This is a genomic window from Corynebacterium sp. KPL2861, assembly GCF_040225475.1.
In the GTDB taxonomy this organism is placed as follows: Bacteria; Actinomycetota; Actinomycetes; order Mycobacteriales; family Mycobacteriaceae; genus Corynebacterium.
Genome location: NZ_JBEHFW010000003.1, coordinates 15979 through 28006 on the forward strand (window position 1 = coordinate 15979; position 12028 = coordinate 28006).

11 protein-coding genes are annotated in these 12028 nt (G+C 57.4%); 8 read left to right on the forward strand and 3 right to left on the reverse strand.

Annotated features, from left to right (window positions below):
• Window positions 1–119 precede the first annotated feature (119 nt).
• Window positions 120–638 carry a hypothetical protein gene (locus ABRP84_RS02905; protein ID WP_349852659.1) on the reverse strand — a complete coding sequence of 173 codons (519 nt, stop codon included), beginning with the start codon at window positions 636–638 and terminating at the stop codon, window positions 120–122.
• Between the two features lie 1117 nt (window positions 639–1755).
• On the opposite strand from ABRP84_RS02905, the gene ABRP84_RS02910 reads away from it, so the two are divergent.
• The 6 genes from ABRP84_RS02910 to ABRP84_RS02935 all read left to right on the forward strand — a co-directional run bounded on the left by ABRP84_RS02910 (window position 1756) and on the right by ABRP84_RS02935 (window position 7547).
• Complete coding sequence (locus ABRP84_RS02910; protein WP_023023120.1) at window positions 1756–2385, forward strand: C40 family peptidase; 630 nt, start codon at window positions 1756–1758, stop codon at window positions 2383–2385.
• Window positions 2386–2507: 122 nt separating this feature from the next.
• The gene (locus ABRP84_RS02915) at window positions 2508–3551 is read left to right on the forward strand and encodes a C40 family peptidase (RefSeq protein ID WP_349852660.1); all 1044 of its coding nucleotides are present in this window, start codon (window positions 2508–2510) and stop codon (window positions 3549–3551) included.
• The gene (locus tag ABRP84_RS02920; protein ID WP_349852661.1) at window positions 3552–4655 is read left to right on the forward strand and encodes a glycosyltransferase family 4 protein; all 1104 of its coding nucleotides are present in this window, start codon (window positions 3552–3554) and stop codon (window positions 4653–4655) included.
• A 38-nt stretch (window positions 4656–4693) separates the two neighbouring features.
• Window positions 4694–5626, forward strand: a complete 933-nt coding sequence (locus ABRP84_RS02925; protein ID WP_349852662.1) for an ROK family protein — start codon at window positions 4694–4696, stop codon at window positions 5624–5626.
• Between the two features lie 23 nt (window positions 5627–5649).
• Complete coding sequence (locus tag ABRP84_RS02930) at window positions 5650–6390, forward strand: lysophospholipid acyltransferase family protein (RefSeq protein ID WP_239269950.1); 741 nt, start codon at window positions 5650–5652, stop codon at window positions 6388–6390.
• 62 nt (window positions 6391–6452) lie between these two features.
• The gene (locus ABRP84_RS02935; RefSeq protein WP_349852663.1) at window positions 6453–7547 is read left to right on the forward strand and encodes an acyltransferase family protein; all 1095 of its coding nucleotides are present in this window, start codon (window positions 6453–6455) and stop codon (window positions 7545–7547) included.
• On the opposite strand, the gene ABRP84_RS02940 is transcribed toward ABRP84_RS02935, so the two are convergent.
• Window positions 7453–8640: a glycosyltransferase 87 family protein gene (locus ABRP84_RS02940; RefSeq protein WP_349852664.1), complete on the reverse strand. Its 1188-nt coding sequence runs from the start codon at window positions 8638–8640 to the stop codon at window positions 7453–7455. The genes ABRP84_RS02935 and ABRP84_RS02940 overlap by 95 nt on opposite strands.
• A gap of 75 nt (window positions 8641–8715) precedes the next feature.
• On the opposite strand from ABRP84_RS02940, the gene ABRP84_RS02945 reads away from it, so the two are divergent.
• Both ABRP84_RS02945 and ABRP84_RS02950 read left to right on the forward strand, forming a co-directional pair.
• Window positions 8716–9225: a polyadenylate-specific 3'-exoribonuclease AS gene (locus ABRP84_RS02945; protein WP_349852665.1), complete on the forward strand. Its 510-nt coding sequence runs from the start codon at window positions 8716–8718 to the stop codon at window positions 9223–9225.
• A gap of 44 nt (window positions 9226–9269) precedes the next feature.
• Complete coding sequence (locus ABRP84_RS02950; RefSeq protein ID WP_349852666.1) at window positions 9270–10658, forward strand: class II 3-deoxy-7-phosphoheptulonate synthase; 1389 nt, start codon at window positions 9270–9272, stop codon at window positions 10656–10658.
• Between the two features lie 6 nt (window positions 10659–10664).
• Here the strand turns inward: ABRP84_RS02950 and ABRP84_RS02955 are convergent, their stop codons facing one another.
• On the reverse strand, window positions 10665–12020 hold the full coding sequence (locus ABRP84_RS02955; protein WP_349852667.1) for a serine/threonine-protein kinase: 1356 nt from the start codon (window positions 12018–12020) through the stop codon (window positions 10665–10667).
• Between the last annotated feature and the right edge of the window lie 8 nt (window positions 12021–12028).

Below are 12028 nucleotides of genomic sequence, written 5' to 3' on the forward strand. Positions count from 1 at the left end.
TACTTTGTTAGCGAGTCGATGAGAGTAACCCCAACGATCAATGGGCTACATCAATCTCGTAGTCCAAATATTGCTTTATGAGAAGGCAACAAGCAACAACTGATTCTCCGGAGTACCGTTTAGAAGAGCTGGAAAGAACTGTCGCAAACTTTCCAGTCTCCATCTTCCTTCTTCAACTGAATTTCACTGGTATTGAAATAGTCTGCAAATTCTTCGTTATCTGAAGTCACATAGGCTTCATCGTCGGACGAGGACTCAGACTCTTCTAGATCTTTGACCGCATCGTCCTTCTTGTCCCTTAGCTCTTCGAGCTCGTCTTCACTTGGAACATCTGAGGGATTCATGCTTTGGACTGTTGCAACAACTTCATCTGGGGATACTGTGTTCCGCTGCCCTTTACAGAGATAATCTGTCTGGAATTCATTAGCTTGGTCTACCCAGTCGTGTGCCGATTCTTCGGCCTTTTTGCTGTCGCCAGATTGGTGTTGCTGAGCAGCTTCCAACAGGCTTGTGTGAACTTCCATTTGCTCGTCGGCGGCATTCTTTAGAGCCTTTTCTGGCCCTCCAAAGGACCCGCAGCCAGTAATTGCAAGTGAAGTGGCCAGTAAGACGCCTCCTAGAGTAAGCGATTTACGCATTCTCTTCTCCATTCTTGTAAGTAATTTGTGTAGCAATCCGTGACTCTCCAGTCACGGTAATGTAGTATTTGTAAAATTTCAGCTGAATTTCAGTACGGGGACAGCTAATTTTCAGCTTAACAAACCTAGGCCCTGGGCACTTCCGCCTTGTGGGATAGCTGATGCATCGTTTACGGCGACCAATGTGGTTGTAGAACGGAGCACTTGGGGCCGCGTGCATCCATTACTTCCGTCGCGCAGGTGTTATTAGCGCACCTAACGTGACTGTCGCCTTCGCTGCATACATGTACGGGGGTTGACAGGGAATTTTGCTGGGATTGATGTCAGGTAGTTCGTTCTAGGCGAAGATACAACTGCAAAATTTTGGGGATAGTAGGAGAACCCATGCGGAACGGTGGGGCGGGGAGACATATTTCTAAGTGAGCTTAAGAAAGCCACTTTCCGCAGAACCTTGCTACGTAAGGGGGATGCTCCGATGTTGCCCGTTGAAGGGCGGGGCATAGACAGGCAGCACCCTGTCTTGAGTCGCGGGAGGGGGACTGGAGCTTAGTTTATGCTCCGCATATCCCAGGCAAAGTGAGCCAGTTGCCGGCTGCGGTTAAGTAGTTTGTTGAATGAGGAGGCACTGTTAAAGAATTAGGCTAGTGACACTGAAGGGGTCACACCTAAGAGCAGGTGACGAATGTCACATATAGAATTTTCGGCGCTTTTAACTTTAGCTTCAAATTCCGTCTTGCCAGGCCTGACGTGTGTGAATTTTGGCCATTTCTGCAGTGTATAGCCGTTAAAACTCAATAATAGCTTTATTGAATGTTCGTTATGAGGCCTTTGTCTCGGCTTGGTCAAAATAAGGTAACGAACGTGTAACGAAGCCGGATCTCGGATTGCGAATGGACATTGATTGTGATGATTTCGTAACCTATTCGAGACATTGAGTTACCGCCCGAAAAGGTGCTCAATACGAAATGAAAATTTAAAGCGTCGCATCTGGCTCCTCCTAGTGAGGGGCCGAGTGGAGGAAGGCCTAAAGGAACGGTCCTCCAATGAACACTAGGCCCCAGGGTCAGAGCTTTTCGATATGGAAAGTAGACGCGTAGGAAGATTTGGAGTTTTTCTCGTGGCAAAGCACCGTCGTCAGGGCACTGTAAATACCCGTCGTATCGCATCTACTGCAGCCATCGCTGCAACCGCAGCTGTCGCCGCCCCAGGCGTCGCTCAGGCTGCCGAGGTCGTTGTTCCTAATACCGACTACCGTTTCGAGGTTGCCGGTCTGGAAAACGTCCCGAACATTGACCAGGTCCCAAACATTGACAAGTACGTCCCCTCCTTGGGCCAGGTTTCCAACCAGGGTGGCGACAACTTCGTCGCTGCTGCAGAGCAGCAGGCTGCTCCGGCGCCGTCTACCGTTGGTCAGAAGGCTCTGGAAGCTGCACGCTCCGTCCTCGGCTCGCCGTACGTTTACGGCGCTGCTGGCCCTAACGCTTTCGACTGCTCCGGCTTGACCAGCTGGGCATACTCCCAGGCTGGCGTTCAGATTCCGCGTACCTCCCAGGCTCAGGCCGCTGGCGGTACCCCTGTTTCCTTGGACCAGCTCCAGCCTGGTGACATCATTTCCTACTACGGTGGCGCTTCCCACGTCGGTATCTACACCGGCAACGGCACCATCATCGACGCGCTCAACTCCGGCACCCCTGTGCAGGAGCGCGACTTGAACTACATGCCGATTAACAACGCTGTGCGTTTCTAATTGGCAGTGAGATGACATGCCCTTCCCTTTGCGCAAAAAGGGGAGGGTTTTGTTGTGCAACGGTGGCTAAAACCCGCTATAGTAAATTCGATTTTTGAAAATTTTGAGTTGAAGGTCTTCTCGTGTCTAAACGTGTGCTCCCAGCTGCTGCATTAACCGCAGTCCTCGCTGTCACTTCTTTTTCTGGCATCCCGCAAGTTATCGCGCAAGAGGCGGAACCGAACCAAGAATCTACCTCTGAAAACGTAGACGATCTGGTGGATCGCGTCGGAGAGGTCGCTCGTAAGGTCTCGGCGAAGAATGAGGAAGTCAAAGAGCTAGAAGATAAGCTCGCGGCCAAGGAAGAAGAGGTCGCTCAAGCGGAGCAAGACTCCGCAGAGGCCCAAAAACGCGTACATGACGCGCAGGGCGATGTCTCCACGCAGCAAGGTCGCGTGGACGACTTGGCACAGTCTCGCTACCGAGGAGACTCCCGTTCCGCCGTTTCGGGCGCGCTGGCTGCAGAAGACCCAGCAGACGCCGTAGAGCGCATGGGATACTTGGGCGCGCTTTCGCGCAAGGCGCAACGCACCCTCGATGCCAAGGCAGATGCAGCCTCAATGGCTGAAGCGGTTCAGCAAGAAGCCGCTGACGCTGCGAAAAAGGTGCGCGAGGAAAAGAAGGACCTCGAAAAGCAGCGCGATGAACTGGTAAAGCAAAAGGATGCGCTGGAAGAGCAGCAGGCAGATATCGAAGCTCAAGTGGATGCGCTGAGCGATGAGCAGCGCGAAGCTTGGGAAGGACAATTCGGCGGCACGGATAAGCTGGATTTCGACTTGGGAGAGATCGCCGATGGCGCTAGCTCTGCGGCTCTGTCCAAGTTGGGTTCGCCCTACGGCTGGGGTTCTGCCGGTCCGAACCAGTTCGACTGCTCTGGCCTGATGTACTGGGCATACCAGCAGATTGGAAAGACCATTCCGCGTACCTCGCAAGCACAAATTGCAGGTGGCACGTCCGTGCCGGTGGATCAGCTGCAGCCTGGCGATATCGTGGGCTACTACCCAGGAGTTACCCACGTCGGAATGTACATTGGCAACGGCCAGGTAGTACACGCCTCGACCTATGGCGTGCCAGTTCAGGTCGTGCCACTCAACTCGATGCCTATTTCGGGGACTGCGCGATTCTAAGTGGCCCGCATACTGCTGGTAACGAATGACTTTCCTCCCAAAGTCGGAGGAATCCAGTCCTACCTGCGGGACTACCTAGAAGTGCTCGACCCAGACGATGTCGTAGTATTCGCTTCAACCCAACAGCCACCTGAGGACTATGACGCCTCTGTTGCCTATAAAGTCATTCGGTGGCCACATCGCGTGATGCTGCCCACCCCGGCAACCACGCGCCGCATGCAGGAGATCATCCGGCAGGAAGCCATTGACGTCGTGTGGTTTGGTGCGGCGGCACCACTGGCGCTGATGGCAAAGGCTGCGCGTCAGGCGGGGGCGCGCCGCGTGGTGGCAACGACGCATGGCCACGAGGTGGGGTGGTCTATGGTTCCACTGGCCCGACAATGCCTGCGGCTGATTGGCAATAACGCCGATGTCATTACGTATATCTCGGATTACACTCTACGGCGCCTGCGCGGGCCGTTTGGTCCGCACCCGGAGTGGGCTCACCTGCCTTCTGGGGTCAGTCTAGATTCGCTTTCTCCCGCAAACCCTGCGCAGCGCATAGCAGCGAAGGCGGAGTTTGGAGTGAGCGGACCTACCATCGTCTGCATTTCCCGGTTAGTTCCGCGCAAGGGGCAAGACCAATTATTGCGGGCGATGCCGCAGGTCAGAGAAGAATTCCCCGATGCGCAGTTGCTGTTGATTGGGCGCGGGCGTTATCACGATGCATTGCAAGAATTGGCGAAGCTTTATTGCCCCGATGCAGTGATTCAGCCGGCCCCCAACATCGAAACCGCGCTTCATGCCGCGGATATTTTTGCCATGCCAGCCCGCACACGCGGCGGAGGCTTGGACGTGGAAGGCTTGGGGATTGTTTACCTAGAGGCACAGGCCTGCGGGGTCCCAGTCGTCGCCGGTGACTCTGGGGGAGCGCCGGAGACTATTACGAAGGAGACGGGGATCGTCGTCAAGGGCATATCTGTTGATGAGCTCGTGGATGCTTTGAAAGAGCTCTTGCGTTCGCCAGAAATACGTACTCGTATGGGGCAGGCGGGACGCAGGCACGTCGAAAAGCACTGGAGCTGGGAGATTATGGGGCAACGGCTGAGAAAGCTTATGGCTTGATGTGACCCTGGCCCGGTTGTCGGTATATTCTGATATCCATGCTTGAAAATAACTCCGCCGATCTTACTATCGGCTTCGATGTCGGTGGCACCAATGTGCGCGGTGGAGTAATCACTCGAGACGGGGAAATCCTTGCGAGTCGCACCATGCCAACCTCGGGGGATCCGCGCCAGCTTGATGATGACCTGGTAGCGATCGTCGAGGAGCTGCGCGCGGACTACCCCGTGGGCGCGGTGGGCCTTGCCGTGGCGGGATTTTTAGACCCAGAGTGTGAGACAGTCCGCTTCGCCCCGCACCTGCCGTGGCGGAATGCCCCGGTCCGGAGAAACCTCGCGGAACGCTTGGGGTTGCATGTCCGGCTGGAGCACGATGCCAACTCCGCCGCTTGGGGAGAATGGCGCTTTGGCGCAGGGCGCGGCGCGAAGGATTGGGTATTTTTTGCGGTCGGCACCGGCATCGGCGCGACCTTAATGACCCATGACACCATCTACCGAGGCGCCTTTGGTACTGCTCCGGAATTTGGTCATATCGTCGTGGTGCCGAATGGCAGGCAGTGCTCGTGCGGCAAACGGGGCTGTTTGGAGCGCTATGCCTCAGGCACGGCCCTGCCGGATACCGCGCGCGAACTGCGGCCAGACTATGAGACCTCCTTGCCGCCGTATCCCACCGGTGAGCAGGTTGCACGCGCAGCACGTGGGGGAGACCCACTCGGTATTGCGGTAATGGAGAACTTTGGGCAGTGGTTGGGCCAAGGCTTATCCATCGTGTCTGATGTGCTCGATCCAGAGCTCATTGTCATTGGCGGCGGGGTGTCCCAAGATGCGGATATGTACTTAGAGGAAGCCACCGCTGCCATGGGCCGGGATATAGTCGGCGCTGGGCATCGCCCCCTTGCTCGCGTTGCAACCGCGGAATTGGGCTCGGCAGCAGGTATGATTGGCGTAGCTGACCTGGCCCGCCGCGGCCACTAGAATGAGCGAAGGACGAGCTGGAGATGAAAAACAAATGGTACTGGGCGTTTAAGCACATCTTTTTCGGGCCCGCCCTGCGTGTATGGAACCGCCCTTGGTCAGAAGGAATGGAAAAAATCCCTGCTGAGGGTCCCGCGATTTTGGTATCCAACCATCAAGCGGTGATGGACTCTTTCTTCTTCCCCCTGCTGTGCCCGCGCCAAATTACTTTTTTGGCCAAGTCAGAGTACTTCACCACCCCCGGCCTCGTGGGCGGCATGCAGAAATGGTTTTTTAGCTCCGTCGGGCAAGTTCCCATTGAACGGGATCATGAATCAGCCAGCCAGGCCATGCTCGAGACCGCGCGAAAGATTTTGGGGCGCGGTGATCTCTTTGGTATCTACCCAGAGGGCACTCGGTCCCCAGATGGACGTGTGTACAAGGGGCGTACCGGGATGGGGCGCATTGCCATGGAGACCAATCAGCCGGTGTATCCCATCGCCATGATCAATTCCCGCAAGGCTAACCCGATCGGTTCGTGGATTGTCCGCCCCGCCAAGGTGGGAGTGCGAGTGGGAGACCCCATTTACCCGCATGACTGGGCGCGCGAACACGGCCTGGATCCGCAGCAGCACGAGACCATACGCGCGTTCACGGACATGGTCATGGGGACATTAGCCGAGCTCTCCGGCAACCCCTATGTGGATGTCTATGCGGCTGATGTAAAGGAATCATTAAAGGCCGGCCACGGGTACCCCGCCGGTGCGGAGATTAAAGGGAGGTAATTACAATTCCTCAGGCCCGCTTAGCGTGGCCGGATACCGCAAAAGGAATTTCTATCATCGGCGTGGTGCTCCTACACATCACGCTGAAGGTGCCAGGAGCCGAACAAACGTGGCTAGCAAGTCTCAATACCTATCTCGACCCCCTGCGCCTTCCCCTGTTCTTTCTGGTCTCCGGCTACTTCTCTTATAAAGTCTTTCGTTACAGTTTCGCGGAGTTATTTACCCGCCGGCTCTGGTTTTTCCTCATTCCTTATTTGGTGTGGATGTCCGTGGAGCATATGACCAAACAGCTGGAATACCAGTGGGTTTTCGGTGACTCCTCCATGGGTATGACCGAGATGCTGCAAAATCTTTTACTTGGCCATACGATGGCGTGGTTTATCCACGCGCTCATTTTGTTCAACCTATTTCTGTGGTGCGTGCGCAAATTGCCTGCGTGGGCAGGCATCGGGCTGAGCTTTACCCCCGTTATTTTTATTGCCTGGCAGGAACAGTTTCAGTTTATTGGCAAGGCCATTATGTTCCTTCCCATCTTCGTCGGTGCAGCCTATCTGCGGGAGCCGATTACCCGTTTTGCGGCCGCGGCAGAAGAAGTATTCCACGGCTCGTGGACCGTGCGCAGTGTTGGAGCGTATGCCGCGGCCATCGGCGCTTATTGTGCAGGCCTGGCCCTGCGCCACGCGTGGGACGGCAACGAAGCAGACATTGCTTTTAACTGGCCCCTGTTGGGCGCGGACTTTTTGGGTTGGGGAGATATAAACCTGTTAGTGCGCTTTGTGGAACAGGTGCTAGAGGTGCCCGCGGGCATTATTGGGGCCGTGCTCATTAGCCACATTCCGTGGATTGCAGAAGGCGTGAAGTTCGTCGGCCGGCACACGCTGCCGATTTATCTCTCGCACCCCATCGGCTTGACCGTGGGCTATGGGTACTACATGGCGCATCATGACTATGCTGTGTCTTTGGCTGGGTCGTGGCCGCTGGAAAATACGTGGTTCTGGATCGCCATGTGCTTTATCTTTACGGCCATTTCTTCCCTGGCGCTGTGGGCGCTGGGGAAGGTCCCTATCCTTGGCTGGACGCTGGTTCCGCCGCGGATCGATCGGCGCCGCCCCGCCGTAGAGCCAATGGTAGCGAACAAGCAACCAACAACACGGTGATGATGACGTAGTCATTGCCAACGATGTGCTGCCACCACGTCCAATCCAGCTCTTGGTCCTCGGTATGCGGAACCTGCCAGTGGCCGCGGGCGAAAAGCGCCAGCCAGGTGAGAGCGGCGAGGATCCAGCGGCGGCTGGCCACTAGGTAGATGCCCACTAATACCAGCCAGGTGAAGTGGTGCGACCACGATACGGGGGAGCACAGCAGCGATACGGAGGCTGCCAGGAGCATGAGCACAACCTGGTTACCGTGAGACAGGCGCTCCATGGCAAACCACACGATCGCGATGACGACGATGACGCCAACGAGCCACAGGGTTTCTGCGTTATTGGGGCTGAGGCGGGTAAACAAGCCGCGCAAGGATTGGTTGGCGCTATAGGCTAGGCCGCCGATGCGCTCGGAATCGCGCAGGGTAGAGGTCCAATACTCAATCGAGCTATGCGGATTGGCAACAAAGGCGATGAGGCCGGCGGCCACGAAGGAACCCAGGGTGGTAAAGAAGGCCTTCCATTCGCGTCGGACGAAGAAGACAGCCAAAAAGACCGCCGGGGTGAGCTTGATGGCGATGGCGATGCCGGTCAGGATGCCGCGGGCCTTTTTCACCCATAGCAAATCAATGACCACGAGTGCGGTGAGCAGGATATTGATTTGGCCAAAGCTAAAGGTCTGCGTAATTGGCTCGGCCAGCATGGCGGCAAAAAGCCACCACGCCGCCCATTGTTGGCAGTTGAGGGTACGCAATACCAGCGCAATGCAGACCCACAAGGCGAGCACGGAGAGGACCGTGATCACCACGGCGGCAGCGGTGAGGGGGATCCACTGGAGCGGGGCGAAGAGCAGGGCCGCAAACGGTGGGTAGGTAAATGGGAGAGAGACGTTGCGGTCGGTGCCTACGAAATAGTCGCGGTTATAAAGGTCGCTGCCGAATCCGGCCCCGCCTTCGCGGTAAACATCGAGGTCAATGTGGTAAAAGGCGCGAAAATCACCGGAGAATAAGGCAGGAATATCGATAATCCACCACAGGGCGGCAAGCGCTGACAGGATTAGGGGGAGGGCGGTGGTCCACAGGGATTTATTATCGGTTCGGCTCACCTGCAAAATTTTACAGCGGCGCGATCGTGGGGCCAATTTCCCGCGCCCATCGCCGCAGCGCTAGGCTTGTACAACGTGCGTTACTTCTATGACACCGAATTTATCGAGGATGGCAAGACCATTGAATTGGTCTCCATCGGCATCGTCGGTGAGAACGGAAGTGAATATTATGCCGTATCCACGGATTTTGACCCGTCTAAGGCCAATTCTTGGGTCAAGGAAAACGTGTTGGCTAAGCTGCCCAGCCCCCAGGATTCCGCATGGAAGCCTGCGCGCACCATCCGCACGGAAATCCTGGAGTTTCTAACGCGCAGCTCTACGCCCATTGAATTATGGGCTTGGGTCGGCGCGTATGACCACGTGGTCTTGGCACAGCTGTGGGGCGATATGGCAAGCTTGCCCAAGCGCCTGCCGCGCTATACCCGCGAGCTGAAGCAGCTGTGGGAGTTCGCCGACCGCCCCAGCTTGCCGGCCGTGCCTAAGGGCAATCACGATGCGCTTGTCGATGCCCGCCATAACCTCGCCAAATTCCGCGCCTGCACCGAGGTCTTGCCCTTGTCCAAGGGTAATAGAATCAATTTCTAGCAGTTAACTACCAAGCGACAGGCAGTAAATGGTTAAATGGAAGAGTGAGTTGGACAGTAGATATTCCGCAAAGTGTTCTGCCCGATCTTCCACCCTTGCCAGAGGGCATTGAGGAGGTCTTCCAGGACGTCATCAAGCGTGACGCAAAGCAACAGCCCAGTTGGGATCCCACCCAAGCCGATAACGTGCGCAAGATTCTCGAGTCGGTGCCGCCCATCGTGGTTGCCCCAGAGATTGAGAAGCTCAAGCGGCAGCTTGCCGATGTCGCATTAGGCAACGCCTTCCTGCTGCAAGGCGGCGATTGCGCCGAGACCTTTGAATCGAATACCGAGCCGCATATTCGCGGCAACGTTAAGACCTTGCTGCAGATGGCCGTCGTTTTGACCTATGGCGCGTCCGTTCCAGTGGTGAAGCTGGGGCGCATTGCTGGGCAGTATGCGAAGCCGCGTTCTTCGGATACGGACGCCAATGGCTTGTTGAATTACCGCGGGGATATTGTCAATGGCGTGGAACCCACCGATGAGGAGCGCCGTCATGACCCGGCCCGCATGATCCGCGCCTACGCTAACTCTTCGGCGGCCATGAATTTGGTACGCTCTTTGACCTCCTCCGGCACCGCGGATCTCTACCGCCTGCACGAATGGAACCGCGAGTTCGTCCGCAAATCGCGCGCGGGTGCCCGCTACCAGGATCTGGCCCGCGAGATCGAAAATGGCCTGAAGTTCATGAATGCTTGCGGCGTGCAGGATTCCACACTGCACTCGGCAGAGATTTACTGTTCGCACGAGGCGCTGCTGAAGGATTATGAGCGTTCCATGCTGCGCTTGGGCCAAGACGATAATGGTGATACCAAGCTCTATGACCTGTCCGCGCACCAAGTGTGGATTGGTGAGCGCACCCGTGGGCTGGATGACTTCCACGTTAATTTCGCCGCCATGATCGGCAACCCGGTGGGCATCAAGCTCGGACCGGGCGCTACCCCGGAGCAAGCCGTGGAATACGCCGAAAAGCTAGATCCCAACCGCGAGCCTGGCCGCCTGACCATCATCTCCCGCATGGGGCACGACAAGGTCCGCAGCGTCTTGCCACCCATCATCAAGGCCGTCGAAGACTCCGGGCACACCGTAGTGTGGCAGTCCGACCCCATGCACGGCAATACCTTTACCTCGTCCAACGGGTACAAGACCCGTCACTTCGACAAGATCGTCGACGAGGTGCAGGGCTTCTTCGAGGTACACCGCGATTTGGGCACCCACCCGGGCGGCGTGCACCTCGAGTTCACCGGCGAAGACGTCACGGAATGCCTCGGCGGTGCCGAGGACATCACTGACCTGGATTTGCCGGGCCGCTACGAATCCGCCGTGGATCCGCGCCTGAATACGCAGCAGTCCCTCGAGCTTTCGTTCCTCATCGCGGAGATGCTGCGAAACTAGCCCCGACTAGACCCAGAGGGAAGGGGTTCCTTCGTAATAGGAGGAACCAAACCACCACCCGCTGATAGCGACCGCACCGGTTGCCACCACCACTGCGAGGAGAAAGACCAGCAGTGAGGCAGGATGGCGATTGGTTAGCGGCCGTTCGGCGGGTTCTTCTTCTGCCGCCTGTGCCGGAGGATGCGCGGGAGAATGTGCTGCTGCTCCCGCACCCGTAGCGGGCGCAGGTCCGGGGACAGGCGCTGGGGCTGGGGTCGGTGCTGGAGCAGGAGCCAGCGGCGGCTCGGGGGAATCGTCGACGGGCGCCTGGGGTACATCGAGGCGCGTTTCAAAGTCTGGCTGCGGCGGATCCGGCTCGGGCTCGGGAGGAATAACCTCGGTGGGCCCGCCGTCTAAATGCTCGGTGGCGCCCTGCGGGATTGTCCGCGTGGGCTCAAATACATCCGTGGCGCCGATGCCGGAATAGTCAGTGGGTGTTTGTGCGGTGCGCGCGGCAGCGGCGTTGCGGGGGACTGGGATGGTGACCGTGGGTAGATCCAACTCTCGGCAGATATCCTCGATGGCATCGAGAAACTCCCCGGCATCGGCAAAGCGCTCGCGGGGATCGCGGGCAGTGGCGGTGGCCACGAGGGCATCGACAAGCTTAGGCACGCCCTCAGCGCGCGTGGATGGGGCGGGAACATCCGCGTATAGGCGCGCGGTGGCGTGCGCGATCGGGGTATCCCCAGAGAAGGGCACGGTCCCGGTCAAGAGCTCAAAAAGCACAATGCCGGCCGAATACACGTCGGTGGCGGGGGGTATATCTTCACCGGTGACCTGTTCCGGCGCCAAATACGAGACAGTGCCGACGATCATATTCGAGGTCGCCTGCGCATTCCTCGCACGCACCAAGCCGAAATCGCCCAATTTCACCCGGTGATGCGAGGTAATGAGCACGTTATCCGGCTTAATATCGCGGTGGATAAGCCCCGTGGAGTGCACCTCGGTCAAGCCTTGGAGCACGCTGCGCAGCGTCGATAATGCGGCAGGAACGGTAAGGGGGCCGCCTTCGGCAAGCAGCTCTCGCAAAGTGCCGCCATCGATAAGCTCCATGATGAGGTAAATGGGCTCGCCATCGGCGGAAAAATCATGAATGGCCACAAGGTTGGGGTGCTGCAACCGCGCCATCGCGCGGGCCTCGCGGGAAAAGCGCTTGATAAAAACCGGGTCATCGTCATAGCGCTCATCCATGACCTTTGCGGCCACTTGGCGGCCCAAGCGCATATCCACGCAGCGATAGACGGTAGACATACCGCCGCGGGCGATGGGGCGATCGATGCGGTAACGGTCTTCCAACACGTCACCAATTTCCAACCTAGTCATACCTCCCA

Coding starts and splice junctions, on each gene's coding strand:
- ABRP84_RS02955 (WP_349852667.1), bottom strand. CDS start 12,020: ATGACTAGGTTGGAAATTGGTGACGTGTTGGAAGACCGTTACCGCATC.
- ABRP84_RS02905 (WP_349852659.1), bottom strand. CDS start 638: ATGCGTAAATCGCTTACTCTAGGAGGCGTCTTACTGGCCACTTCACTT.
- ABRP84_RS02925 (WP_349852662.1), top strand. CDS start 4,694: ATGCTTGAAAATAACTCCGCCGATCTTACTATCGGCTTCGATGTCGGT.
- ABRP84_RS02930 (WP_239269950.1), top strand. CDS start 5,650: ATGAAAAACAAATGGTACTGGGCGTTTAAGCACATCTTTTTCGGGCCC.